At 40.4% G+C, this 24,576-nt stretch carries 26 protein-coding genes; 15 read left to right on the top strand and 11 right to left on the bottom strand.

The genetic code is table 11. From position 1 onward, the window contains the following. Positions 1–76 precede the first annotated feature (76 nt). From ACZ48W_RS00970 to ACZ48W_RS00955, 4 genes are all read right to left on the bottom strand, one after another. Positions 77–520 carry a hypothetical protein gene (locus ACZ48W_RS00970; protein WP_464828908.1) on the bottom strand — a complete coding sequence of 148 codons (444 nt, stop codon included), beginning with the start codon at positions 518–520 and terminating at the stop codon, positions 77–79. A gap of 67 nt (positions 521–587) precedes the next feature. Next, complete coding sequence (locus ACZ48W_RS00965) at positions 588–1,271, bottom strand: copper resistance protein B (RefSeq protein ID WP_464828906.1); 684 nt, start codon at positions 1,269–1,271, stop codon at positions 588–590. 11 nt (positions 1,272–1,282) lie between these two features. Then, the gene (locus ACZ48W_RS00960; RefSeq protein ID WP_464828904.1) at positions 1,283–3,016 is read right to left on the bottom strand and encodes a copper resistance system multicopper oxidase; all 1,734 of its coding nucleotides are present in this window, start codon (positions 3,014–3,016) and stop codon (positions 1,283–1,285) included. A 12-nt stretch (positions 3,017–3,028) separates the two neighbouring features. After that, a complete protein-coding gene (locus tag ACZ48W_RS00955) occupies positions 3,029–3,232 on the bottom strand; it encodes an SHOCT domain-containing protein (protein WP_464828902.1) in 204 nt (67 codons plus the stop codon). A gap of 120 nt (positions 3,233–3,352) precedes the next feature. Between ACZ48W_RS00955 and ACZ48W_RS00950 the strand changes: the two genes are divergently transcribed. The 6 genes from ACZ48W_RS00950 to ACZ48W_RS00925 all read left to right on the top strand — a co-directional run bounded on the left by ACZ48W_RS00950 (position 3,353) and on the right by ACZ48W_RS00925 (position 9,338). Further along, positions 3,353–5,722, top strand: coding sequence for a heavy metal translocating P-type ATPase (locus ACZ48W_RS00950; RefSeq protein WP_464828900.1), 2,370 nt, complete (start codon positions 3,353–3,355; stop codon positions 5,720–5,722). A 39-nt stretch (positions 5,723–5,761) separates the two neighbouring features. Beyond that, positions 5,762–5,887 carry a hypothetical protein gene (locus ACZ48W_RS00945; RefSeq protein WP_464828899.1) on the top strand — a complete coding sequence of 42 codons (126 nt, stop codon included), beginning with the start codon at positions 5,762–5,764 and terminating at the stop codon, positions 5,885–5,887. Positions 5,888–6,225: 338 nt separating this feature from the next. Further along, on the top strand, positions 6,226–6,681 hold the full coding sequence (locus ACZ48W_RS00940; protein ID WP_464828898.1) for a DUF4395 domain-containing protein: 456 nt from the start codon (positions 6,226–6,228) through the stop codon (positions 6,679–6,681). Continuing rightward, the gene (locus tag ACZ48W_RS00935) at positions 6,662–7,075 is read left to right on the top strand and encodes an RrF2 family transcriptional regulator (RefSeq protein WP_464828897.1); all 414 of its coding nucleotides are present in this window, start codon (positions 6,662–6,664) and stop codon (positions 7,073–7,075) included. The genes ACZ48W_RS00940 and ACZ48W_RS00935 overlap by 20 nt, the downstream gene beginning before the upstream one ends. Positions 7,076–7,089: 14 nt before the next feature. Beyond that, complete coding sequence (locus tag ACZ48W_RS00930) at positions 7,090–8,343, top strand: trans-sulfuration enzyme family protein (RefSeq protein ID WP_464828896.1); 1,254 nt, start codon at positions 7,090–7,092, stop codon at positions 8,341–8,343. Positions 8,344–8,354: 11 nt separating this feature from the next. Next, a complete protein-coding gene (locus ACZ48W_RS00925) occupies positions 8,355–9,338 on the top strand; it encodes a CAP domain-containing protein (RefSeq protein ID WP_464828895.1) in 984 nt (327 codons plus the stop codon). Between the two features lie 43 nt (positions 9,339–9,381). Here the strand turns inward: ACZ48W_RS00925 and sppA are convergent, their stop codons facing one another. Both sppA and mqnF read right to left on the bottom strand, forming a co-directional pair. Further along, positions 9,382–10,236 (bottom strand): signal peptide peptidase SppA, encoded by an 855-nt coding sequence (gene sppA / locus ACZ48W_RS00920; protein WP_464828894.1) that lies wholly within the window; start codon positions 10,234–10,236, stop codon positions 9,382–9,384. An 8-nt stretch (positions 10,237–10,244) separates the two neighbouring features. Further along, positions 10,245–11,492, bottom strand: coding sequence for an aminofutalosine deaminase family hydrolase (gene mqnF / locus ACZ48W_RS00915; protein ID WP_464828893.1), 1,248 nt, complete (start codon positions 11,490–11,492; stop codon positions 10,245–10,247). 1,015 nt (positions 11,493–12,507) lie between these two features. On the opposite strand from mqnF, the gene ACZ48W_RS00910 reads away from it, so the two are divergent. Continuing rightward, entirely contained in the window at positions 12,508–13,218 is a 711-nt protein-coding gene (locus tag ACZ48W_RS00910) for a peroxiredoxin (RefSeq protein ID WP_464828892.1), read from the top strand. Positions 13,219–14,046: 828 nt separating this feature from the next. Here ACZ48W_RS00910 and ACZ48W_RS00905 read toward each other — a convergent pair. Together ACZ48W_RS00905 and ACZ48W_RS00900 are read right to left on the bottom strand one after the other, a co-directional pair. Further along, positions 14,047–14,850, bottom strand: a complete 804-nt coding sequence (locus tag ACZ48W_RS00905; protein ID WP_464828891.1) for a hypothetical protein — start codon at positions 14,848–14,850, stop codon at positions 14,047–14,049. Then, positions 14,850–15,188 (bottom strand): Rap1a/Tai family immunity protein, encoded by a 339-nt coding sequence (locus ACZ48W_RS00900; protein ID WP_464828890.1) that lies wholly within the window; start codon positions 15,186–15,188, stop codon positions 14,850–14,852. Before ACZ48W_RS00900 ends, ACZ48W_RS00905 begins: the two co-directional genes overlap by 1 nt. Before the next feature lie 464 nt (positions 15,189–15,652). Here ACZ48W_RS00900 and ACZ48W_RS00895 point away from each other — a divergent pair, with 464 nt between their 5' ends. From ACZ48W_RS00895 to mnmA, 7 genes are all read left to right on the top strand, one after another. Next, the gene (locus ACZ48W_RS00895; protein ID WP_464828889.1) at positions 15,653–15,808 is read left to right on the top strand and encodes a phage integrase N-terminal SAM-like domain-containing protein; all 156 of its coding nucleotides are present in this window, start codon (positions 15,653–15,655) and stop codon (positions 15,806–15,808) included. Between the two features lie 240 nt (positions 15,809–16,048). Continuing rightward, entirely contained in the window at positions 16,049–16,531 is a 483-nt protein-coding gene (aroQ, locus tag ACZ48W_RS00890; protein ID WP_464828888.1) for a type II 3-dehydroquinate dehydratase, read from the top strand. Positions 16,532–16,603: 72 nt separating this feature from the next. Next, entirely contained in the window at positions 16,604–17,623 is a 1,020-nt protein-coding gene (locus ACZ48W_RS00885) for a M24 family metallopeptidase (RefSeq protein WP_464828887.1), read from the top strand. A gap of 134 nt (positions 17,624–17,757) precedes the next feature. Further along, positions 17,758–18,246: a 2-amino-4-hydroxy-6-hydroxymethyldihydropteridine diphosphokinase gene (folK, locus tag ACZ48W_RS00880; RefSeq protein ID WP_464828886.1), complete on the top strand. Its 489-nt coding sequence runs from the start codon at positions 17,758–17,760 to the stop codon at positions 18,244–18,246. Then, positions 18,243–19,331, top strand: coding sequence for a flagellar biosynthesis protein FlhF (locus ACZ48W_RS00875; protein ID WP_464828885.1), 1,089 nt, complete (start codon positions 18,243–18,245; stop codon positions 19,329–19,331). The genes folK and ACZ48W_RS00875 overlap by 4 nt, the downstream gene beginning before the upstream one ends. Then, the gene (locus ACZ48W_RS00870) at positions 19,321–19,791 is read left to right on the top strand and encodes a FliM/FliN family flagellar motor switch protein (RefSeq protein WP_464828884.1); all 471 of its coding nucleotides are present in this window, start codon (positions 19,321–19,323) and stop codon (positions 19,789–19,791) included. The genes ACZ48W_RS00875 and ACZ48W_RS00870 overlap by 11 nt, the downstream gene beginning before the upstream one ends. Then, positions 19,792–20,811: a tRNA 2-thiouridine(34) synthase MnmA gene (gene mnmA, locus ACZ48W_RS00865; RefSeq protein WP_464828883.1), complete on the top strand. Its 1,020-nt coding sequence runs from the start codon at positions 19,792–19,794 to the stop codon at positions 20,809–20,811. Between the two features lie 252 nt (positions 20,812–21,063). Here the strand turns inward: mnmA and ACZ48W_RS00860 are convergent, their stop codons facing one another. Both ACZ48W_RS00860 and ACZ48W_RS00855 read right to left on the bottom strand, forming a co-directional pair. Next, on the bottom strand, positions 21,064–22,557 hold the full coding sequence (locus tag ACZ48W_RS00860; RefSeq protein WP_464828882.1) for an FAD-dependent oxidoreductase: 1,494 nt from the start codon (positions 22,555–22,557) through the stop codon (positions 21,064–21,066). After that, positions 22,554–23,243, bottom strand: coding sequence for a phosphoglycolate phosphatase (locus ACZ48W_RS00855; RefSeq protein WP_464828881.1), 690 nt, complete (start codon positions 23,241–23,243; stop codon positions 22,554–22,556). Before ACZ48W_RS00855 ends, ACZ48W_RS00860 begins: the two co-directional genes overlap by 4 nt. A 202-nt stretch (positions 23,244–23,445) precedes the next feature. On the opposite strand from ACZ48W_RS00855, the gene ACZ48W_RS00850 reads away from it, so the two are divergent. Then, positions 23,446–23,865 (top strand): thioredoxin fold domain-containing protein, encoded by a 420-nt coding sequence (locus ACZ48W_RS00850; RefSeq protein WP_464828880.1) that lies wholly within the window; start codon positions 23,446–23,448, stop codon positions 23,863–23,865. Between the two features lie 37 nt (positions 23,866–23,902). On the opposite strand, the gene ACZ48W_RS00845 is transcribed toward ACZ48W_RS00850, so the two are convergent. Then, the gene (locus ACZ48W_RS00845; RefSeq protein WP_464828879.1) at positions 23,903–24,436 is read right to left on the bottom strand and encodes a DUF2062 domain-containing protein; all 534 of its coding nucleotides are present in this window, start codon (positions 24,434–24,436) and stop codon (positions 23,903–23,905) included. Between the last annotated feature and the right edge of the window lie 140 nt (positions 24,437–24,576).

The following is a 24,576-nucleotide window of genomic DNA, read 5'->3' as shown; positions in this document are numbered from 1 at the left end:
GAATGCATACTTTTTGTTTCGCTGTTCATGTTGGCCTCCCGTTTTGGATTTATGATAATACGATAATGAACGTACTTTAATCCCGTGGTCTCGTAAACGTAAATTCGGCAATGGATTTTTTTCCACTGTCCGGGCGTTGTATTTCAACTCTTATCGTATACGGGGTTGTATCATGCAATGTAAAATAGTTTCCGTAACTTTTCAGGTTGGCATGCATAGGCTCAAGTTTTTTGGTCTCGCCTTTCATACCTAAAGGTATTGCCGTTGCTTTAACCTTGGCATATAAAATACGTTTTCCTGTTTTACTGTCAAAAATTGCAATAAGTATATGATATGTATACTTTCCAATGTTGTCATTTCCGCCATGCATATCTTCATGGTCCTGTATGATCTGTGCAGGTAGAGCTCCAAAATAAATACTCATCCCGTCAACTGTTTGATGGCGTTCGGAGTGGGCGGCCATTGCCACGTTCGTGCTTAAAATCAAAAACAAAAAAATAAATATTTTTCTATATAACATCAGTGATCCTTTCTTGAATGATGGTCCCAGGAACCTTTACAGTCAATGGGATATGGTTTAAATACCTTTAGAACCAGAACCTCACACCCACGACCAGACTGGTATCATTGACCGGGTTGTAGTCATGGGTATTTCCGAATGTTCTTTCCCATGTTACACCGACATAAGGAGCAAATTCACGTACAAACTCGTAGCGTAAACGCAAGCCTGCTTCTATGGATGAGAGCCCTGATCCCAAAGCCATTTTTGGATCATCTTTGGTGTAGAAGTCTGCTTCGAGTGATGGGGTGAGGATGAGCTTTTGGGTGATCAGCGCTTCATACTCAGCATCCAGACGCAGACCGACATTGCCTTCACCATTGACAAGAAGTGCAGCTCTTGTTTCAAAGTAGTATGGAGCCAGTCCGGAAATAGCGACCTCACCCCATGTTCTGGAAGCATCGTCATTTTTGTCGTAAGCCAGACCGATCTGAGCATCCCAGAAGGGTGCGATGGCTCTGGAGTAGACCAGTTCGTTCTGGCTTGTTTCCAAGCCATCGGCAGTTGTTTCACCCGTACTGTAGAGATAGAGTTTGTTAATGTCATAGCCTATCCGGAAACTGCCTTCCCATGCTCTGGTGTTCTCATCGTTGTCCAACACTTCGAACTTGTCCATAATGAGCATTGTAAGAAGCGGGTCATCACTCCCGCCTGCCTGTGCTGCCTGATGTAACCCTATAACTGTGATCAAACTTAATAATATCTTTCTCATCATAATCTCCTTTATGTCACTACGACTTTTCTGAACATACCACCCATGTGGTAAAGCAGGTGGCAGTGGTATGCCCATGCACCTTTGGCATCTACGGTCACTCTGTAACTTATTTTGGAACCTGGTTGTACGATGATGGTATGTTTGCGTACCAGATGGTTGTCATCGCCTGTTTCCAGGTCACTCCACATACCGTGCAGATGCATAGGGTGGTTCATCATCGTGTCATTAATGAACGTGATACGCAGACGTTCCCCGTAATGGAACTGTAAGGGTTTCGCATCGGCATATTTGATACCGTTGATCGACCACATATAGCGTTCCATATTACCTGTAAGGTGCAGGACGATCTCTCTGTCTGGCTTTCTATGCCTCCTGGTAGAGTATCTGTTCTTCAGGTCTGCGTAAGTCAGTACTTTTCTGCCGTTCTTACGCAGTCCTACTCCGGGATCATCCAGTCTGTATTTGGGGGACATTGCCATCATGGTGGTCTGAACACCGCGTGCCATAGGCAGTTTGGTAATGGGGTATTTTTGTGCTTCCATGGCAGTGAACTTGTATTTCTTCATTGCTTTTTTATTTGGCATTTTCATGCCTGAAGAGCACTTCATCCCTCCGCTGTGATCCATTTTCTTCATATCCATACCCATGTCCACCATAGTAAGTTTAGGTACTGGGTCCATACGTGGTGCTTTGGCTAACAGTGATGCTTTTGGTGTCAGTGAACCCAGTGCATAGCCTGAACGGTCGATGCTTTGTGCAAAGATGGCATAAGCTTTGTTGCTTCCAGGTTGTACGATGACATCATAAGTCTCTGCCACACCGATGCGAAATTCATCTATGCTGACAGGTTCGATATGGTTACCGTCTGCTGCTACGACAGTCATCTTCAATCCCGGTATGCGTACATCAAAAAAGGTCATTGCTGCAGAATTGATGAAACGAAGACGTACTCTTTCGCCTTTCTTGAACAGGGCTTTGAACTGTGTTGCAGGGTTCTGTCCGTTCATCAGGAAGGTATAGGTGTATCCGGTAATATCTGAAATGTCTCTGTCACTCATACGCATCCGGTTCCACATACTTCTATCACTGAATGCTTTGGAGAGACCTTTGTTCTTCACTTCATCAAGGAAGTCTCCTATGGTTCTCTGGGAGAAGTTATAGTAGTCACTCATCTGTTTGAGCTTTTTGTAGATGGTGGCCGGTCTTTCATCACTCCAGTCTGAGAGTGATACAACATAATCACTGTCGTAACGGAAAGGCTCTTTTCTTTTTGGTTTGATGACAATGGCACCGTACATGCCTGTCTGTTCCTGATATCCTGAATGACTGTGGTACCAGAATGTTCCATGCTGTTTGACTTTGAACCGGTAGGTAAACGTCTCTCCCGGAGCAATACCATCATAGCTGATATCCGGAACGCCATCCATCTGATAGGGAAGGATGATCCCGTGCCAGTGGATTGAAGAACTTTTTTTCAAATGGTTGGTAACATGGATGGTTACGGTCTCTCCCTCCTGCCATACAAGTGTAGGTCCCGGGATCTGCCCGTTGATCGTTGTTGCAACAGCACGCTTACCGGTAATGTTCACGGGAGCATAGTCGATATCAAGAAAAAATTCCGTACCGCTCAGTGTATTGCGGTTATCGATGTGTTTTCGTGTAGATCTTGCTGAGAGATCGGTAGCAGTCAGACTCATAAGTGAAACTGCCGCCATCCCTTTTACAAATGTTCTTCTTTGCATGGTAAATTCCTTTTATGCCTGTTCTTTGAGATGTTTGGATTTCTCATCATATTCTTCTTTATCGATCCCGCCGTTTGCATACCGTTTGTCCAGAATATCCTGTGCAGATGATCTTTCTTTCTTTCTCCCTTGGAGAAGGTAAAGAACAATACCTATGATCAAGAGTGGTATCAACCATCCAAATCCCATACCCCAGCCGTGATTAAAATAATTCATTTGAGATCCTTTTATTATATGTTTTGTATAGTTTACATCTAAAGTGTGCATGGAGTGTGTAGATGATTTGCACGTTATATGCACACTTGTATATTAATATTGAAGTATAAAGGAGTCATCATGAGTACTACACTAAAAGATATCGTTTGCGGTATGGATATTTCAACAGACTCAGAATACCGTGTAACCTATGCAGCAAAAACCTATTATTTCTGTTCTGAGGAGTGTCAGCATAAATTCAGTGATGATCCCCAAAAGTACATATACAGTCATAATGATATCTCTGCAGATTGTTCGACTTGTGTACCGTTGTTTGAAACGCAACAGCATGTACATACACATGAAGAAAGTAAAAAAGAGAGTACAGATACAGAGACTTTATATACTTGTCCTATGCATCCTGAGATACAGCAAAAAGGACCGGGGAACTGTCCAATATGTGGAATGGCGCTGGAGCCTATGGTGGCACAGGCCGGAAATGATGATACTGAAGAGTTGGATGATATGACACGTCGTTTTAAAGTCAGTACACTGCTTGCCCTGCCTGTGTTCATTTTGGCAATGGTGGCAGACCTTTCCCCCGAATGGCTTCCTTCCTGGCTCTCTATGCGTGCAGTGCAGTGGATAGAATTTGTTTTGGCTACACCGGTCGTACTTTGGGGCGGTTGGCCGTTTTTTGTACGCGGTATAAATTCTATACGTACCTGGAATCTCAATATGTTCACACTTATTTCTCTCGGAGTCGGTGCAGCATGGCTGTACAGTATGGTGGCACTCCTATTCCCCCATATCTTCCCTCCAAAGATGCAGCTTGACGGTGGTCTGGTGCATGTCTATTTTGAAGCGGCAGCAGTCATTGTTGCACTGGTACTTTTAGGACAGGTACTGGAACTTCGGGCAAGATCACAGACCAATACAGCCATACAGACACTTTTGGGACTTGCTCCGAACACAGCCCGTATCGTCAGAGAAGACGGCAGGGAAGAGGATATTCCTTTGGAACATGTACAGGTAGGCGATGTGCTGCGCATACGCCCTGGAGACAAGATCCCTGTGGACGGTATAGTGACAGAGGGTGAGAGTAATATTGATGAATCCATGGTCACTGGTGAATCTATTGCCGTTCCTAAAAAGAGAGGGGATAAAGTCATAGGAGCTACAGTGAATACTACAGGTTCACTGCTTATAAAAGCTGAAAAAGTAGGTGCAGATACTTTACTCTCACAGATCGTAGAAATGGTAGCCCATGCCCAGCGTTCACGTGCACCTATACAAAAACTTGCAGATGTGGTTTCAGGTTATTTCGTGCCTGCTGTGGTACTTGTTTCCGTATTGGCATTTACAGGATGGTATGTGTGGGGACCAGAGCCCCGTCTGGCGTATGCTGTAGTAAGTGCTGTGGCAGTGCTTATTATTGCCTGTCCCTGTGCTTTGGGTCTCGCTACACCTGTCTCCATTATGGTAGGCACGGGTAAAGGAGCCTCAGCAGGAGTACTTATTAAAAATGCAGAAGCACTGGAGATCCTGGAAAAAGTAGATACTTTAGTGGTAGATAAAACAGGAACACTTACTGAAGGAAGTCCAAAGTTGGTAATGGTGGAAGTAGAGGAGGGTGTAGATGCAAATGTTCTTCTTTCTGTGGTAGCAACACTTGAACAGTCCAGTGAACATCCTTTGGCTGAAGCTATTGTTGAAGGGGCAAAAGAGAGAGGATTGAAATTAAGCAGAACGGAAGAGTTCCATTCTGTTACAGGCCAAGGTGTTACAGGGAGTGTTGATGGTGTGAAAGTGGCTATAGGAAACATCAAATTATTGGAAAACCTGGGAATAAAAGCAGATCATTTAGCAGCTTTGTCCGAACAATACCGTAAAGAGGGTCAAACAGTCATGCTTATCGCACTGGATGGAAAAGCAGCAGGTGTTGTAGGTGTGATGGACCCTATCAAAGAGACGACACCCAAAGCCATAGAACAGCTTCATGCACAGGGTATCAAAGTAGTGATGCTGACAGGAGACAACAAAACCACAGCCGAAGCAGTGGCCCGTAAACTCAATATTGACAGGATAGAGGCAGAAGTTTCTCCTGAAGAGAAGTCTAAAATAGTGACGGCTCTTCAGGAAGAAGGAAAAACAGTAGCTATGGCAGGAGACGGTGTCAATGATGCACCGGCACTTGCAAAAGCACATGTGGGTATTGCTATGGGTACAGGTACGGATGTAGCGATGGAGAGTGCAGGAGTCACTCTGGTCAAAGGTGATCTTACCGGTATTGTCAGAGCTATCAAACTTAGTAAAAGTACGATGAGTAACATACGACAAAACCTCTTTTTTGCATTTATCTATAACTCTATAGGAGTACCTGTCGCAGCAGGTGTCTTGTATCCATTTTTTGGCATACTCCTATCCCCGGTAATTGCAGCAGCAGCAATGAGCTTTTCTTCTGTTTCTGTCATAGCGAACTCATTGCGTCTAAGAAACTTAGAATTATAGTAAAATACAAACAAGGAAGAAAAAAGCAAGGAAGAAAAAATGAAAATACTACTGATGGAAGATGACCCTGTTTTAGGAGATATCGTTACAGATTATCTACAGCAATTCTATATTACAGACAGAGCATTTGACTCTGCTGAGGCACTATGCATAGCAGAAAGATAAAACCCATAGTACACCGGAAAATGTATAAGTGAAGTATAGTGGGATAGTGTGCACGTATTGTGTATAAGATTTATTTATTTTATTCTATTTTTCAATAAATACAATAAAACCTATAGATTTACTTGACATTAAAAATATTTTTGGTTAAACTACGTTCATAATAATTAAAAGGCACTTCTAAAAACCCTAGACACACACAATGGACAAGGGCATTTTTAGTTTTCCGGGGAAATTGTTCTCTCCCCCTTTATTTTGTTAAAAACCCGGGGAAACAAGAATGTAGTGAGGCTCTAGGGTATTTAGAGGTGCTAATAAAACCATTGTATAAAGGAAAGAATATGTCACCATCATGCCCCATCTCTACCAGAAGAGTTGACACCAATATGATGAGGATCATCTCTTTCCAGGTTGTACTTTTTACACTGGCACTGCTTTTTACACAAGAGAAATTCTTTACTTTGATACTTCTATTTGATTTTTCTGTACGTACATTACGTATGCCGGGACTGAGTCCTTTTCATACTGTAGGTAAAATGATGTTGAACGGATGGGGTGCAGAACCAAAAATGTCTGATGAATCTCCTAAACGTTTTGCATTGTTCTTTGGATTGATCACTTCATTTTTTTTGAGTCTATTCTATATTAGCGGAGCTTTTGAGATCGCTACATTTATAGCGGTTATCTTACTTATCTGTGCATTGCTTGAAGCATTATTTGATTTTTGTATAGGATGTAAGATATACTACGCTATTCAATTACTTAAGGCCTTTAAAAATGACAGGAATCTCTACTAAAACCATCTATGCTATTGCTGCACTCCATGAACTTGATTCCATCCAAGGTGATGAAGTACTGAAGATCAAAGAGATCGCTGCACGTGCCTCTGTTCCCCAAAACTTTTTAGAACAGATACTTTTGGAACTTAGAAAACAGAGTATCCTGACCAGTGTGAAAGGTGCCCGTGGCGGGTATAAGCTTGCTAAAAAGCTAAAAGATATCACACTGAAAGATATTGTAATGATATTGGAAACAGATGCCCTTTCCGATGTATGTAAAACAAACAACCCTACACTCAAACTTTTTTGGGAAGATATAAAAGAGGGGGTTTCAAATGTCTTTGATATCCCTCTTTCGGAACTTAAGAACTATCAGCAAAAAGCTGATCAGATATTGAATTATTCGATATAGGACATAAATAAAGAATGATAAAAGATTTCAATTATTTCAATACACTGCTGGTACAAAATATAGGTTCCAAGGTGGGGCCTGTTGCACCAACGATCGTTCCCTCAGCTGCTTTCGGATATGAAGATGCGGAGACGGCAGAGGGTATTTTCGCTGGTGAGGTTAACAGTCCTCTTTATGCAAGAGTGGGAAATCCTACCAATGCCAAATTGGAATCAGTCGTTGCCAAAATGGAAGGAGGATCAGGTGCTATCGCTACATCTTCAGGGATGGGTGCTTTATCGATGGTGATGACAGCCTTTCTAAAAGCAGGAGATGAAGTACTTTGTATCGGTGGATTCTTTGGCGGTACCTATACACTGGTAAATGAAACGATGAGACGTTTTGGTGTCCTGAACACTTTTTGTGATGTAGATGATTTCACACATATTGAGTCAACATTGAAGCGTGGTATTAAGATGGTCATTATGGAGAGTGTGGGAAATCCGAGTCTCAGACTTCCTGATATGCAAAGAATAATCGATTTATGTAATAGCTATGAAACACTGTTGATGGTAGACAATACTGCAACACCGCTTATTGTACAACCATTAATGCTTGGTGCCGATATTGTCATATATTCATCAACCAAGAATATAAGTGGGAATTCTGCAGCACTGGGTGGTATCGCTGTCTTTAGATCAGTGAAAGAGGAGAATGATAAACTTCTTAATGCCAAATATGCAGATGTACATAAAATAGTAAAAAAGATGGGAGCTAAAGCGTTTGTTCCTATCTGTAAAAAACGGGCTATCAGAGATATGGGTATGACAGCCAATGCTTTTGGTTCATTTTTAACACTTTTGGGACTGGAAACACTTGCTTTGCGTGTAGAACGTGTGAACAGATCTGTAGCTGAAATCGCACGAATTCTGGATGAAAAATTGCCCGACGGAGTGGAGGTCAATCATCCTTCTTTGCCTAAAAGTGAGGACTATGCAAGATATCAACTTGATTTTGATCAGGGGTGCGGCCCGCTTCTGACTTTGAACTGCGGAGACAAAGAGAGAGCTTTTACTTTGTTGAATAATCTTAAACTGGTCACACAAACAGCCAATATCGGTGACAACAGAACGCTTGCTCTGCATATGGACAGTACGATCTACCGTGATTTTGATGATGAAACGTGTAAGTTCCTGGGTGTGAATAAAGGACTTATCCGTGTTTCTATAGGCCTGGAAGATCCGCAAACTATTGCAGATGATTTTTTACAGGCAAGTGCGCTTCTTTAGGTTAAGATCCATTGCTTCGACCGATCGTTGTTCTTCTGCTCGCCTTTGCTGTGCTCGGTGCAACTGAAGAACAGAATGCGCTGAAGTATCTGAACAGTATCCGGCAGAATGCCGGACTCATCCGCCTAAAATCAAATAAAAAGCTGGATAAAGCGGCAAGATCCCATGCCGGTTATCTTGTGCGACAGCAGAAAAACGGACATTATGAGAAGAAGGGAAGAAAAGGGTATACGGGTAGGACACCTTCAGACAGAGTACTGAGGGCAGGGTATGCTTCCAAAGCAGTGATGGAAAATATCTCTGTAAATACAAAAACATCATATCAATCCATAGATGCACTTTTTGCAGCGATTTATCACCGTTTTGTTTTTCTGGATTTTGATAAAGATGAAATTGGTATAGGGAGAGCTTTTGGTAAAAAAAATCGAAAAATCTCCTCCTCTTTTGTCTATGATCTGGGATCAACATCTGTAACAAAATTATGCAGAAGGAACTTTCTCCCGCAAAATGGTTTTTTTTATATAGAAAATCTTTGTAAAGACCATACCCGCATCGTACCCCAATCTGTGTTTCAGGAAAAGAAAAATGAGATCAGGGAAAAGAACAGTCAAATAGTATGCTTTCCCTATGCAGATGCTAAAGATGTACTTCCTGTATTCTATACCGAACATCCTCATCCTCTTCCCGGTTCAAAAGTAGGCGGTTATCCTGTATCGGTACAGTTCAATCCTGCTTTTTATCAACATGTAAAGATTGAAAAGTTCCGTCTTTTTGATGCAGAAGGAAAAGAGATCAAAAAATCCAGGATACTTACATACAAAAATGATATAAACCACCGTTTTACCAAACTGCAGTTCGCATTGATGCCGTTGAAAAGATTAGCGTACGAAATGACATACCGGGTTGAATTTGAAGCAGTGGCAGATGGGAAGAAGATCAGGAAAAGCTGGAAGTTCACAACAAGAAAAGCTGAGAAGTTATTGTATAGAGAATAAAACAATAACTCCTCAGAGATCCTTTTTCTGAGAAAATGAGATCTTAAAGTGATGATTTCAATCCATAAAAGTAACTCTGGAGTTTTAAAATGCTTTGATTTTCCAGTCTCTCCATGAATGCTTCAAGTTTGTCTTTCTCTTTCCATACCGGTTTTTTGACTTTTGCCAGTTTAGCCAGTTGTGATTTGGCTTGGCTTTTGACACCTATTTCGTCTATAAGTCCTGCCTCTTTGGCTCTTTTTGAAGAGAAAATATGTGCATCCGCATAGTTCTTTGAATCATTTACATCCAATCCTCTTGCCTCAGCTACATCATGGATAAAAAGATCGTAGGTATCTTTGGTAAGTCTTTCAAGCTCTGCGCGTTCCTGAGGTGTCCACTCTCTGGTCGGTGTACCGGCTTCTTTGAATGTACCCTGTTTGACGATTTGTGTTTTAATACCGATCTTGTCCATCAGTTCTTTGATATTGGCACTTTCCATGATGACTCCGATAGACCCTACAATGGAACCGGGATTGGCAATGATCTTTTTGGCATAAATGGAACTGTAGTAGCTTCCGCTTGCCATAATACCGCTGGCATAGGCAATAACGGGTTTATGTTTTCCAAGTTCTTTAATGGAATAGGCTATCTCTATGGAAGGAGGTACGGCACCGCCCGGAGAGTTTACACTCAGCAGTACTCCTTTGATACGAGGGTTCTTTTGTGCTTCTTCTATCTCTTTAATGACTGCATCGGCACTCATGATGGGACCTGTAAGTTCTATCTCCTGCAGGTTGGCAGGGTTGAGCTGGGCGGGTGACTTTGGCATGAGTACTACAAATGCGATGAGTAAAAAGAGCATTCCCAGAAAATGCTGACCTATCCATTTGATGACTTTTCCTATAGTGCTGAACATCTTTTCTCCTATATTTTTTCTTCACTGAAAGAAGGTGTGACTTGGCTTCCTCCAATATATACTTTGGTGACTTCTTTTGTATGGATGATGCTCCAAAGGCTTATTTCTTCTTTTGTCTGTGGCAGATCAGGCAGTGTAACCACTACAAGGTCGGCCAGTCTACCGGCTTCAATTCTACCACAATTCAATCCTAATATATCGGCAGCATCCTGTGTGCCTGCTTTTATGAGTTGATCGGCAAGTTCCTGTATGGGAGCCTGATGGTGCAGCATGAGTGCTGCTCTGAACTCATCAAAGATACTGAGTGAATCATTTGAACTGAGTCCATCTGTAGCGATACTGTATGGAAGTTCCCGTTCTATTAGTTTTTCTATGGCCAATCTTCCGCAGCCCAGATAACGGTTGGAACGTGGACAATGGGCAATGGAGTGACCTTTTGAAGCAAGATATTCCAACTCTTTATCTGTTGCCTGTACTGCATGGGCAAAATGTGTAGGGTAGGTATCGAACGCAACCATGAATTCTTCTATGTTGGTGACAGGGGTGGAAGTGTTAAAGTATTTTTCAAAAAATGTTTTTAACTCTCCTGAACCTGACTCCAGCCACTCTCTTTCTGCCTGTGATTCCAAAAAATGTGCTGAAAGCGGGAAGTTGTTCTTCTTTGCCAGAGCAACAGCTTTTTGTACAAGAATGGGATGTACCGAGTAGGGTGAGTGTATGGCAATGGCCGGGGTGACCCTGCTTTGCGGCGGGCAGCTTTTTGATGCTTCAAGGCGTTCCAGAAAATCTCCGTAGAGCATATCGGCGTATTGGGCGTTGGAGCCTATGAGTTCATTGAATAATATGACTCTTTGAGGTGTCTGCTCACATACTTCAAGATCAGCACCAAAACTTGATATGGCTCCAAATGAGGTAATTCCTGAGCGTAACATTGCATCACACTCCTGCATCATCATTTTGTTGTCGCATCCCTGCATCAGTTCATCCCTGTTTGCAATGACTGAATCAAGCCAGGGCATGAATGAGCCGTATTTCAGTGAAGTCTTGTTTGCCGAGAACTCCAAATGCACATGGGTATTAATGAATCCGGGGTAGATGACAGAATGGGGCTCTGTCCTGATGATCTGGGCTTCAGGGTAGGCTTGAAGCAGGTTCTCCAGGCTCTCAACTGCTTTGATCTGCTCATCAAATGCAACAGCTTGGTATTCTACAAAGCCATTAGGAGTGTAGATGTAGTCGGCTACGAGTATTTTCATAGAGTTTGTCCTTTTGAGTATTCATTATCTCACTTGTTCCGTATTTTCTGATATGGAACATATAAACGGTATTATATCTAAGTGGAGGTTATTTTTTATATGTGTTTTATATTAGAAGATGTGGAATAAGGTAAGGGAGGGGTAGCTATTGGTATCATCTGACTCTTACGGGTGCGTTGATCGCTTTTTTTGGGATGTATCAGTCACATAAGCATCCCCACGCTGGAGAGACTGTGAAAGAACTAGGTACCTCGGAAGTGAAGGCTTCAGCCTCACCCAAATATATGCATGTTTTTAGGTTATTTTGACAGAAAAAGCAATATTTTCCATTAAATACAAATTTTTTTAGGAAAAAAAGCTTTTTGGTGGGACTGAAGTCTCCACTTCCATGGGTTCTTTCACAGTCTCTGGAGCTTTGGAACGAGGAAACATCCCCCCCCGTTCATGGGCAACCATATAAAGGATTGCCCCTACAGATGCAAATAAAATTTCAGCACAAACTGTAGGGGTAACCCTTGTGGTTACCCTTCATCGTTAAAACACTTGTCTGGAAAATAACAACTATAAACAAGACACAAAACATGAATAGATACACAATACAACCATAGCTTATCATTATCACCTGGTACCTATTTTTTGGTACCTATTTTTCCCGAATTTAAATCCATAGTGCAATTTTTAAAAACAGCGCAAAAAGCAAGACATTTTTAAAAGCTGTACTTTTTGATTTAAATTCGGGTTATCTTTTTATCTTCTTTATCTTTTATCTTAAAAGACAAGCATTTACGGAACCTTTAGCAATTCCATTGCATAATCTGGGTTTTACCTCTTCCTAATAACTCAAACTGGAGCCTGGAAATGAGAAAAAAGTTTATAAGTTGCAGTAAAGAAAGGAACAGATTTTTTACAAGAAGACAATTTTTATCAACAAATTAATTTTATTATAAGTTCTTATTGATTATAATGCTACTTGTAACAAATGTTTTACATTTTATTACAATATAAAGGAGCCATTATGGCATGTGATTCAGACAAAGTAGTTGCACGGGAAAATACGGTAACAGAACAAATAGAAAATACAAATATAACTGAAACAAAGGAAAATACAACAATGAGTTCATCAATGGTATTGCAAAAAGCACCGGAATTTAAAATGGATGCATATGATGCTAAGACAGGTCACTACACAACTGTAAGCAGTGAGGATTACAAAGGAAAATGGTACGTGGTATGTTTCTACCCTGCTGACTTTACATTCGTATGCCCGACAGAAATTGCAGCAATGAATGCAAAATATGATGAATTCCAGGAACTTGGTGTTGAGATTTTGGCAGTATCTACCGATACAAAATTCTCACACAAAAGATTCGTAGAAACAGAACCACTTTTGAAAGACCTTAAATTGACAATCGGTGCTGACTCAACTGGTATAGTGACACGTGTATTTGGTGTTATGATCGAAGAAGAGGGGCTTGCACTTAGAGGAAGATTCCTTATTAACCCTGAAGGGGTATGTGTGGCTCAAGAAGTACAGGCACCAATGGTAGGAAGAAATGTTAATGAATTCCTCAGGCAGGTAAAAGCATGGAAACATGCAACTGAGACTGGTGAAGTATGTCCTGCAGGTTGGAGGCCAGGAAAAAAGACACTTCCTGTAAACACTGATGTAGAGCAAATGACAGGTCGTGTGGGTGACTATATCACCATCGAAGAGATAATGTCCTAATTGCTCAAGGCCCCTTACGGGGGTTTTGATACCTACTTACTTTTCTCGTTCCATCTCTCCGGAGAGTGTGAAAGAACCTCTCTTTCACACTTCTCACTCAAGCCAATATTTTCAAGCCTTTTGGCTTTAACCAAGTTGATTCTCTAAAATTTAAAAAATAGACCAATTTAAGTCTAAAATGAGCGATATACTTTTCTATTTCTGCTCTTATAGCTGCGGGTAGTGCTATTGGTATCATCGCTTTTTTTGGGATGTATCAGTCACATATGCATCCTCAAGCTGGAGCTTGGGATGAGGAAACATCCCCCCGTTCATGGGCAACCATAAAGGATTGCCCCTACATATGTAAACAAAATTTCAGTACAAACCGTAGGGGTAACCTTTATGGTTACCCTTCATCGTTAAAATACTTGTCTGGAAAATAACAACTATAAACAAGATACAAACATGAATAGATACACAATACAACCATAGGTTATCATTATCACCTGGTACCTATTTTTAATTGCTAGAATTAATTTATCAGATATTTTAACTTTTAATATTTTAATGATGCGTTCAAATACATCAATATAAGAATGAATTTTTTCCATTTTTTCCTACTGTATAACGGGGGCGCGGGTGAGCAACACCCACGGAAGAAAGCTTGCTTTCAGGAGGGGGTGTTTGCTCCTCCCGCTTGTTGCCTGGCGCTTTGCGCCGGGCAACAAGCGGGTGTTCAGCCCGCGCCCCCGTTGTCTCGGTAAGCGAAGCGTCCGAGACAACGACTGAAGTAAGCTATAAATTAGCCGCAGGGTAATTTATTAGCTTCTCTGGTTTGTTATGTGATCACACACAATTAAATATTACCAATTCTAAATAAATTTTCTTTTCTAAATCTTCAGTATGTTTAAATATATAAGAAAAAGATGTTTGTTTGGTTTCTTGAATAACTGAGTCAAAATTAGGATGTTTTTTTATAGTATTTTTAGCCATCATCAACAATTTTGAGAAATCTTTATTGTTCTTATTAAAGATTATTAATGCTGTTCTTTCATCCCTCCAAGTAACATATCTTTCTAAAAGTTGATTTACTGCATTTAATAATTCTTTTTCGCCATGCCAAATTTTGCATTCTGCAATAAAAATATTTGTACCTTCATTATCTTGTATCAATATATCAGTTTTACCGATTTTATTAAATGTTTCACCTGTTGCTGTATAACTTTTTGAAATAGAATTTAAATGAGGTAAGAAAAAATCTCTAAATCCCTCTTCATCAAATTTTGAATAAAGATTTTTAAATTTTTCTAAATTTCTACCAAACACATCAATCTCATAAATTATTTCTTCATAAGCTTTATTACTGATTGATGAAAACTTTTCTTTTTCAAAAAGTGGATCAAATTGCTTTGATTCAAAAAAACTATCAAGTTGAATTTTAATTTCTTCTTCTGCTTCTTGTGGAGAATAAAATCCAGAAGGATAAATCGTTATATCAGTTCGTTTGTTTTTAGTAATATTGACTTTTCTAATAGACTGTAAACTTGATAATAATATTTGAACTTTTTCTAACTTTGAATTATCTTTTAACTTTACTTTCAAATATGGTTTTTCATATGCTTTTCTGTGTTCAATAGTGTAATTAGCCATTATTTCTTCTTTTTACATGGAAATGCATTCAATAATGGTGGAACTACTAAATAACTTGCAGGTTGATTCCATTTTTCAGGATGATTATCAATATATTTTCCGACAATAGCTATAATTTGTCTTCCATTGACTTTACTTGGAGTACAGATGAGAATACCTTCAAGAGAGTCATGAACACCAAAAATGTAACTCATATAAGAAGCTACTCCAAACCAGTTTATCGTTTTATCGTTATCTGGTTTTTCATATTCAGCTTTATTTTTTACCAAATCATTACCGTCTTTAAAATTTGCTTGCAAATTAAGTGTTAGTATGAGTCCTAAAATTATTTTTTTCATGTTCGTCCTTCACATAACGGGGGCGCGGGTGAGCAACACCCACGGAAGAAAGCTTGCTTTCAGGAGGGGGTGTTTGCTCCTCCCGCTTGTTGCCTGGCGCTTTGCGCCGGGCGACCAGCGGGTGTTCAGCCCGCGCCCCCGTTGCCTCGGTAAGCGAAGCGTCCGAGGCAACTATTTATTCAAGGAACATTATATGCCTATCGCCCTTAAAACCCAATATTAACAGTACATTAAAAATGTCCGCTAAAAATTAAAAATATGGCAATATGACATATTTTTGCCTATTTTCATAAAAATATTCTACAATTATAAAAAGGTCTTATGTCCTTTTTGCCAGAAATAATTCATTAACAGGACATTTTGTCTGTTAAATGGATATATAGGGCATTAACGGACATTTTGTCCTTTTAATTTTGGGAGGTAAATGATGCAACCCAAGAAGAAACTACTTGATATTGTGCGTGATGCCCGCAGGAAATGCCCTTGGGGTAAAGATCCGTTTTAAACACTGCAGCATATCAACCGAGAGAACCTATATCCACTGGATCAAACACTATATTTTCTACCACAACAAAAAACATCTTGTAGAAATGGCTAAACCTGAAATCGCATATATTTAGGCACTCTTATGCTCTACATACCTTTTACAAAGGGACATTGATCTGAGAAGCATTCAAGAATTGCTTAGACATAAAGTGTAGAGACGACAATGGTTTATACTCATGTGGTGACAGAGATGAATAAGGGCAGGATAGTCAGTCCTTTTTAGATATGTAATTGATTTGGGTTAATAATCTATAGGGCGATATTAAACCTATTTCGATAGAATAATATTCAAAATAATATAAACAAGGTAGAAAATGAAAATAGTAGTTATTCAAGGTCCAAACCTAAATATGCTGGGAATCAGAGAACAAAATGTCTATGGTCCAATGAAATTGGAGGATATCCATGCCCAAATGAAAGCATTTGCAGATAAAAACAAACTTGAGATCGAATTTTTTCAAAGTAACTTAGAGGGTGAGATCGTTGATCGTATCCAGGAGTGTATCGGTGATGCGGATGGTATCATCATCAACCCGGCAGCATATACGCATACTTCTATTGCGATCCGTGATGCTATCGCTGCAGTTCAACTTCCAACACTTGAAGTACATCTTTCAAACATTCACCAAAGAGAAGAGTTCAGACATAAGTCACTTACCGCACCTGTATGTGCAGGACAGATCGTAGGTATGGGACCATTTGGTTACCACTTGGCAATGGTTGGTATGACACAGATACTTTCTGAAGTTGCAGCGATGAAGCAGGCACAACAACAAGCTCAAGCAAAACAAAAATAACTTTATACTTCTTCTCTCCTCCGAGAGGAGGACTATATACCCATTTTTTATCAAACTATAAAAAGGTTATCTATGAACTACATGCTCAAAGATGAAAATGCTATCTATTATGAATGTGGATATAGTTGTGATAATGCACTTTATCTCTCTTTAGGCTCTGAAGCTTTTTTCATTACTGACAGCCGTTATACCATTGAGGCACAGAAGAGTGTCAAAGGTGCAAAGGTAGTGATAGACGGTGACCTTTACGGATGTGCTGTAAAGTTGCTCAAAAAAGCCAAAGTCAAAAAAGTTGTTTTTGATCCTAAAGAGTGGTCGGTAGCAGGATTTGAGAAAATAACTTCACAATGTAAAATGACTTTTAAACCGGAGTTGGATTTTTCCCATAAAAAGCGTATCATCAAAAGTGATGAAGAGTTGAAGATATTAGCCAAGGCAGTTAAATTGGGTGCAAAAGCTTTTAATGCATTGGCTAAAGAATTTAACAAAAACGGTTTTGGAGAGAATGAGTATACCTTGACATATACTGCAAAATCTGTTCTTGGCGGTTTTGGAAAGTATGAGCTTAGTTTTGACCCTATTGTTGCGGTGAATGCAAATGCAGCAAAACCCCATGCTATGCCTACGAAAAAGAAACTGAAAAAGGGTGATCTTTTACTTGTAGATGCAGGATTGAAATACAAACGTTACTGTTCGGACCGTACACGTACGGTAGAGGCCGGAAAAGATTTTACATTTACGACCAAGCAGACGTTTAAACGTAAAAAGATACAAAAAGCCTATGATACCGTACTGAAAGCGCATGACAATGCCATTGCCAAAGCCCGTTCGGGTATGAAAGCGAAAAAGATAGATGCACTTACACGTGATATCATTACCAAAGCAGGGTTTGGAGAGTATTATGTGCACTCTACAGGACACGGTGTAGGGCTGGATATCCATGAAATGCCATACATTTCGAGCAGATCAGATACGATCATCGAAGATGGGATGGTGTACACCATTGAGCCGGGTATTTACATACCGGATGAGTTTGGCATACGTATCGAAGACATGGTTGCCATGATAGATGGAAAAGCGATGGTGTTATGACAATGTCATAACAAGTGAAGAATGAAGAGGGAAGAGTGAAGAATTATAGTAAGCTTTTCGACGAAAAGCTATAATTTTTCTTAAGTAGGTCAGGTTCACCTGATCCGGACAATGAATGTTTAAAAGGGAAAATGATGGTAAAAAGAAAACAACTCAACAAAAACCACACATTGATTTCTACGCTACATTTTCCCTATAATACCAAAAGCAAAGGCGGTAGCAAAGCACTCCTTGGCATAGGCGGAAATGTCGGTGATGTAGTCCGCCGTTTTGAGCATCTTTTCCGCTATTTTAGACGTTTACCGTTTATACATGTCGTAGAAACAGCACCCATACTGAAAAATCCTCCTTTTGGATATATGGAACAAAATGATTTCTATAATTCTCTAATGTTGATAGAAACACATTTGACCTCCCGGGAACTGTTGCGGTATGTGTTGCATGTAGAGAAGGTTTTCGGGCGTAAACGTCTTTTTAAAGATGGCCCGAGAACATTGGATATAGATATAATATTTTACGAAAATGTGAAAATGGAAACAAAAGACCTTACGTTGCCTCATCCGGGATGGATGAAACGGAGTTCAGTTCTTATCCCGCTTTCACATATGAAAGGTCATATATGATTAATGAAACATTTGTAGCTTCAGATCCTAAAAGTGCTTATGAACAGGCAGTTGAGAAGTATGGCGGCAACGTAACGCTTGTCTCTGCAAAACAGCTGAAATATGATGATGGCAAACTGCGCTCAGAAGTAGTGATCTCTGTTCCCAAAGCACTTTTTATGGAAAAATCATTTGGGGATATCTTATCTGTCGAAGAAGATAAGAGCAGTGAAGAAGAAATATTCCTGGAAGAGATAGGTGAACTTAAAGAGCAGTTGTCACAGATGAAGGACGGATTGCTTGCCCAGGGTGAATTCAGCAGTACCATAGAAGAAGTGAAAGCACTTTTTATGAAAAAAGGTATAGCAGAACGTTGGCTTGATGAAGTGATCACCACACTTATCGGTTCTTCGGTGCTGGAAGATGCATCACTTCTGGTCTCTTATCTGCTTGAAGAGATAGATGAATTACTGCAAGTGAAAGAAGAAGACCTCTCTATGCCGAAAGTAATGATGCTTGTAGGACCTACAGGAGTAGGAAAGACAACAACGATCGCCAAACTTGCCGCACGTTATGCGTATTTGCTGAATAGACCCTATAAAGTGGCACTGCTGAATCTGGACAGTTACAAAGTAGGTGCCATTGAACAGCTTGAACACTATGCCGATATCATGCAGATAGAGCATATCTCTGTCTCCTCTGCAGAGGAGTTCAAGGAAAAGCTGCTAGAGTTGGTAGAGTATGATGTGATACTTGTAGATACTGCCGGTATGTCCCCTTATGACACTCAGAAGTTCATTAAAACAGTAGAGTTCGTCAATTCTGATACCCCGGTACGTCTTGAGGTTGATCTTGTGCTCTCTGCAACGGTAAAGTATGAAGATATGGAAGATATCTATAAGAATTTTTCTTTCTTAAATCTTGATTCTGTGATCATAAGCAAATTTGACGAGACAAAGCACCTGGGAACACTGTTGAACTTTATGCTGCTTTACAAGCTTCCCATGAGTTATTTCTCTGTAGGGCAGGAGGTACCGGATGATCTGCTGCTCGCCAGTAAAGAGTACCTTCTGGAACGTTTTATCGGAGATATGGATGAAGGCTGAAACACAAGCCATCCACTTGGAAAAGATGATGCGGAAGCATCATCTCTATCCGGAGTATGAATTAATACTTTGCTCTGTAAGAGTAAAGAAAAATGTATTGAAAAAACTGGTTCCGGGAGATCTGCTTCCTCTGGGACTGCATCGTTTGGAAATGATACTTTTATCAGAGGAGAATATCGCTGCGAATGTTGTATTGACACAGAGCGGTGAACGGTGTAAGGTGAAGATCATAAATTACAGCAAATATACGGAAGAATCATATAAGAGTAAAAAATATCAAGCTGTAGGATTTTCATTGGGAAGATTGCGGACCAGACAATTGGAAGTAGGCCGAGAGATAGAAATAACACAGTTGGCTCTGCATGGGATCTCGGTACAGACAGACGGAAAAAATATAGCAAAAGGCTCTTTGGTCAATGTAAATGATGAAATAGCTGTACAGATAGACAAGGTAATATAAATGAAGAAAAAAGTATTGGTAGGAATGAGTGGCGGAGTAGATTCCACAGTAACAGCGATCTTGCTTCAAAAAGAGGGCTATGAGGTCGAGGGTGTGTATATGAAGCTGCATCAGAAAAAAGGCTATCATGAAGAGAACTTTGCCAAAGTTCAAAGAGTGGGAGAGTACCTGGGTATTAAAGTCCATTTTCATGATTTGAGCAAAGAATTTGACAAAGAAGTCTATAGCTACTTTGTACAGAGTTATAAAGATGGACTTACACCGAATCCCTGTGTGATCTGCAACCGTACCATCAAGTTTGGAAAGATGATAGAGTTTGCTGACAGTTTAGGCATAGAAAAGGTAGCTACAGGACATTATCTTAATTGTGACGGTGAGTATATCTATGCTGCTGAAGACCCCAGTAAAGATCAGAGTTATTTTCTTTGTGAAGTAAGAAAAGAGGTTTTACCAAGACTGCTTTTCCCGTTGGGCGGATGGATAAAAGATGATGTTAAAGCCTATGCCGCGAACATAGAAGTACTCAAAGATTTTGCTACACAAAAAGAGAGTTCTGAGATCTGCTTTGTGGAAAACACGTATGATGAAGTACTTGCCGAACATATGAACATAGATATACCGGGTGAAACAGTAGATACGGAAGGTAATGTCGTAGGTACACATAAAGGCTACATGCACTACACTATCGGTAAGCGTAGAGGATTTTTTGTCAACGGTGCTCATGATCCGCATTTTGTTATTGCTATCAAACCTGAGAAGAACCAGATTGTAGTAGGGACACGGGAGAAACTGGAAGAGAATGAATTTGAGGTAAAAGAGATCAATCTCTTTGATGATTTAAGTGACTTCAGATGCAATGTAAAAGTACGCTACAGAACCCATGCCGTACCTTGCCACGTTGTCATAGAAAGTGACAGAGCCAAAGTCACCCTGGATGAAGCGGTCTTCGGATTGGCTCATGGGCAGATCGCTGCGTTTTATGATGGAGACAGGTTGCTTGGAGGCGGGGTGATCTGCTAGAGATCACCAACCTTGTTTCCATGCTTTGAGACAGTGAAAGAACCCATAGAAGTGGAGACTTCAGTCCCACAAAAAGCTTTTTTGCCTAAAAAAGTTTGTATTTAATGGAAAATATTGCTTTTTCTGTCAAAATAACCTAAAAATATGCAAATATTTGGATGGGACTGAAGTCTCCACTTCCGAGGTACCTAGTTCTTTCACAGTCTCTTTGTATGGGAATGGATATATCCATACAACATACAAGAATAAATTTTATTGATGTATCGGAGCAGCGATCATCCTACTCGCCATTGATACAGGATACCCGCGCTCCTCACATAAAGTCTCTGCAAGTTGCTGAATTTCACTCTCTTTAAGATTTGTCAGTACTTCAAAAACTCTTTTCCCATGCACTGATGGATCCAAATAACCTAACCCTGTCAACTTCTTGACGATCTCATCAATAGCATCAAGAACGGAAGAAGCTTTAACCACTTCAGATCTGGCATAGTAATCACCTACAAAGGAGACATCTGCTGCACGTAAAGTAGGGTCAATGCCAGGGATCTGTTGGGCACCGTAGAGAGGTTTTGAGGCGACTTGTGCGTTTTTAAAAGCAGGGACGAACTGGGCGACATGGTCGATGGCAGACAGGGTACGTTGGTTAATAAGGGAGGGATCCCATGATCTTTCCAGCTTCTCTACAAACTTTTTGGGCAGTTGTGGTTGTGCACTCTGTTTTGAGCTTGCGGACAGACCCTCTTCAAAAAGGGTGATCGACTTTGTCATACCGTGAAGTTGGAAATAACCTCCAGGGTAGGGTGTGAACTGTGCCATGCCTCTTGGTGTGCCTCGTTCACCGTGGAAGATCACTTCCGGCCACATGGCATTAGACTTCTCCCATTTTGTCACATAGGCAGCTTTGAACTCCACCATCCGCTCTTGTTTAAAACCTAGAGCATCATCTAACATCCCGCTTCTAAATCCTGCAGCATTCACCAGATAATCAAACTCGGCCTGCTGCACTTTTTGAGCTTTTTTCTGATAGGTCACGACCCAGCCGGATTCATCTGTTTTGGCAGTGATATCTGTAACGGTACAGTTAAGTAATACCTCGCAATTGGCAATTTTTTCCAAAGCAAGAGAAATACCGGAAGCCATACGAAAGATGTTCAAACCATACTCTTGCACCATAATAAGAGGAAACTTGACCTTATCCAGATCGATATGTTTGACCACAGGGATCATCCAGTCATCAAGCTGGGCAGGGCGCTCAACGTATGGCTGTTTTTGCAGTGCTTCTACTTGCCTGCGGTCGTACAGCTTGAAATAGTCGTTACTCTCACCCAGTACCTTATTGTGTGGATCGGACTTTATCAAAGAGGCATACTCAGACTGTAGTGTACGTAAACGCGGCAACAGATCTTTTGGTTCTCCGCTGTCCTCTGTCGGTACAGCTATTACTGTTGGTCTGTAGTCAACTGCGAAAGGGTAGAAACGTAAAAGATCGATAGATTGTTTGAGCAGGGTAATGCACTGCTCATCGGAGATCTCACGGTAGAGATTACCTCCTGCATGAAGATGGCACATGGGTGGCCCATTGACCAGACTCGTTCCCTTTTCGAACAACGTAACATCCAGACCGACCTCACCCAGATAGAGTGCCGCCGAAGCACCGGCGATACCTCCGCCTACAACGGCTGTTTTGGCTGTTTTGGCTTTTTTCAATGCTTCATTACGCTTCTCTGTTACCATGGGTTCCATCATTGCACTTTGATATCAAGTGTTGTGAGAATATCGGCAAAATCATCGATCACGACATCAGGATCGTAATGACAGATATCCTCGCCATAGTTATAGCCGTAGGTCACACCGATGCTTTGCATAGCTGCCGCATTGGCAGCTAAGATATCGTTTTTGGAATCACCTACCATGAGACACTGATCCACGCTTACATTAAGTGTTTGACATACATGAAGCAGTGGTAGAGGATCAGGTTTTTTCCTCTCCAGACTATCACCACCTAAACAGAGTTCAAAGAGCCCATGAAGTTTTAAACCCTTTAAGATAGGTTCAACGAAATCAAAGGGTTTGTTAGTGATGATCGCTAAACCGTATCCTCTCTCTTTTAAAGTATGCAGTGTTTCCGGGACACGAGGATAGGGTACTGTTGATCGGCAAAGATTTTGAGCATAGAAGTCCAGGAAGATAGCAAGTGCATTTTCAAACAGAGCCGGATCAAGATCTTCATCGATCTCTCGTTTCCCGGACAACGCTCGTTTGACTAGTGTCTGCGCACCATTTCCTACCCAAAACCTGATCGTATCTTCACTGAACGTGGTACGATCCAATTGTTGAAGCATATAGTTAACTGAATGTGTCAGATCAGGTACACTGTCGATGAGCGTACCGTCAAGATCAAATAGAATAAATTCTTTATTGTTCAATTTCAAATATAACACCTTAGTATTTTTATGGTTGATATCTTACTATATTTTTGGCTAAAAAAGCTGTGTTCTTCCCTATGATTATTCAATACTGTTTTCATTAGATCCTACAAAGAAAGTTATATAATCTGCTAAAATAAAATATGATATAATATACTTATAAAATTTCCAAAAGAGGAGTCTGGTAAAACCCTTTGAAAGGAATACTATGAAAACATTGATCATACTGGCAATGATGGTTTGTCATCTAATGGCAATAACCGCTCAGGATGCAGCATGGGTACTTGATGCTCAGACAGATTTGAATAAAGCGTATGAAATAGCTAAGGCCAAGAAGAAAAAACTGGTACTTCTGTTAGTGGTAAAAGATGGATGTGAGTGGTGTGAAAAAATGGTATTTGATACCTTGAAAGACAAAAATATACAGGAAAACCTGGCAGATATGATCACAGTTGTGCTTGATAGAGATGACAAACAATTGCCTGCTGAATTTAAAGCGAAAGTAACACCGGCGATATTTTTTATTGATGTCAGGAACAAAAAGAGCGTATTGGAAAACGTTGGGTATATTAAAAAAGGCGGTTTTCTTATAGATATTATATCTGCGAATGAAATGATGGAGCAATAATACAAAAAGAATTGCTAAAAAACAAAGTAGAGAGGGATTATTTATTTTCTTTCTCTTCTTTTTTCGCTTTTCTTTCCCGTCTTTCTTTCTCCTGATGATGTTTTTCCCTCTTCACAGAGTTGATCCATAGCCGATTGATTATAAAATAGATGATGCTTGAGACTACGATAGAGTAGAAAGCTGTTCCAACATAAAGAGGAATAAAAATATCTTCCATATGCTGGGTAAACCACTCAATGGTCAGTTCTATATTATCAATACCTTCACGACCTAAGATGAAGTTTCCTGTAAGGTACTCCATATAGTACATAGGCGGCATGGTAAAAGGATTGCTTAACCAGACCATAGAGATCGCAACGGGGACATTAAATCGTACAAACGGGGTTGTTGCCATCACAGCCAGCATTTGCATAGGCATGGGGATGAAGCCCCAAAAAAGCCCTATCCATACACCTCTTGATATCATGCGTCTATTGACTGATAAGTAGCTTCTAGGCAAATTATATTTTTTTAAAAAAGTATCTATTTTACTTTTGCCCGATGGCTTTTTTTTGAAGACTTTTCGTATCATTTAAATCCGTACGTTTAGAATTATAGAACTCTTTAAAGACCTAAGGGTATTCAGAGGGTTCTGATTGCATAAGTGTAGTATCCATGAGCTTTAAATCCCCTTTGAGGTCCCCTTAATCAATATTTGAGTAAAATACGCGT

The sequence above is a fragment of the Sulfurovum aggregans genome (assembly GCF_055385215.1).
Note: the sequence above shows the minus strand (reverse complement) of the source record. Positions and strands in the feature narration are given on the sequence as shown.

What these genes read in the sequence shown, in the direction of transcription:
- ACZ48W_RS00970 (WP_464828908.1), bottom strand. Translation starts at nt 520, where the DNA reads ATGTTATATAGAAAAATATTTATTTTTTTGTTTTTGATTTTAAGCACG.
- ACZ48W_RS00965 (WP_464828906.1), bottom strand. Translation starts at nt 1,271, where the DNA reads ATGAGAAAGATATTATTAAGTTTGATCACAGTTATAGGGTTACATCAG.
- ACZ48W_RS00960 (WP_464828904.1), bottom strand. Translation starts at nt 3,016, where the DNA reads ATGCAAAGAAGAACATTTGTAAAAGGGATGGCGGCAGTTTCACTTATG.
- ACZ48W_RS00955 (WP_464828902.1), bottom strand. Translation starts at nt 3,232, where the DNA reads ATGAATTATTTTAATCACGGCTGGGGTATGGGATTTGGATGGTTGATA.
- ACZ48W_RS00950 (WP_464828900.1), top strand. Translation starts at nt 3,353, where the DNA reads ATGAGTACTACACTAAAAGATATCGTTTGCGGTATGGATATTTCAACA.
- ACZ48W_RS00945 (WP_464828899.1), top strand. Translation starts at nt 5,762, where the DNA reads ATGAAAATACTACTGATGGAAGATGACCCTGTTTTAGGAGATATCGTT.
- ACZ48W_RS00940 (WP_464828898.1), top strand. Translation starts at nt 6,226, where the DNA reads ATGTCACCATCATGCCCCATCTCTACCAGAAGAGTTGACACCAATATG.
- ACZ48W_RS00935 (WP_464828897.1), top strand. Translation starts at nt 6,662, where the DNA reads ATGACAGGAATCTCTACTAAAACCATCTATGCTATTGCTGCACTCCAT.
- ACZ48W_RS00930 (WP_464828896.1), top strand. Translation starts at nt 7,090, where the DNA reads ATGATAAAAGATTTCAATTATTTCAATACACTGCTGGTACAAAATATA.
- sppA (WP_464828894.1), bottom strand. Translation starts at nt 10,236, where the DNA reads ATGTTCAGCACTATAGGAAAAGTCATCAAATGGATAGGTCAGCATTTT.
- mqnF (WP_464828893.1), bottom strand. Translation starts at nt 11,492, where the DNA reads ATGAAAATACTCGTAGCCGACTACATCTACACTCCTAATGGCTTTGTA.
- ACZ48W_RS00910 (WP_464828892.1), top strand. Translation starts at nt 12,508, where the DNA reads ATGGCATGTGATTCAGACAAAGTAGTTGCACGGGAAAATACGGTAACA.
- ACZ48W_RS00905 (WP_464828891.1), bottom strand. Translation starts at nt 14,850, where the DNA reads ATGGCTAATTACACTATTGAACACAGAAAAGCATATGAAAAACCATAT.
- ACZ48W_RS00900 (WP_464828890.1), bottom strand. Translation starts at nt 15,188, where the DNA reads ATGAAAAAAATAATTTTAGGACTCATACTAACACTTAATTTGCAAGCA.
- ACZ48W_RS00895 (WP_464828889.1), top strand. Translation starts at nt 15,653, where the DNA reads ATGCCCGCAGGAAATGCCCTTGGGGTAAAGATCCGTTTTAAACACTGC.
- aroQ (WP_464828888.1), top strand. Translation starts at nt 16,049, where the DNA reads ATGAAAATAGTAGTTATTCAAGGTCCAAACCTAAATATGCTGGGAATC.
- ACZ48W_RS00885 (WP_464828887.1), top strand. Translation starts at nt 16,604, where the DNA reads ATGAACTACATGCTCAAAGATGAAAATGCTATCTATTATGAATGTGGA.
- folK (WP_464828886.1), top strand. Translation starts at nt 17,758, where the DNA reads ATGGTAAAAAGAAAACAACTCAACAAAAACCACACATTGATTTCTACG.
- ACZ48W_RS00875 (WP_464828885.1), top strand. Translation starts at nt 18,243, where the DNA reads ATGATTAATGAAACATTTGTAGCTTCAGATCCTAAAAGTGCTTATGAA.
- ACZ48W_RS00870 (WP_464828884.1), top strand. Translation starts at nt 19,321, where the DNA reads ATGAAGGCTGAAACACAAGCCATCCACTTGGAAAAGATGATGCGGAAG.
- mnmA (WP_464828883.1), top strand. Translation starts at nt 19,792, where the DNA reads ATGAAGAAAAAAGTATTGGTAGGAATGAGTGGCGGAGTAGATTCCACA.
- ACZ48W_RS00860 (WP_464828882.1), bottom strand. Translation starts at nt 22,557, where the DNA reads ATGATGGAACCCATGGTAACAGAGAAGCGTAATGAAGCATTGAAAAAA.
- ACZ48W_RS00850 (WP_464828880.1), top strand. Translation starts at nt 23,446, where the DNA reads ATGAAAACATTGATCATACTGGCAATGATGGTTTGTCATCTAATGGCA.
- ACZ48W_RS00845 (WP_464828879.1), bottom strand. Translation starts at nt 24,436, where the DNA reads ATGATACGAAAAGTCTTCAAAAAAAAGCCATCGGGCAAAAGTAAAATA.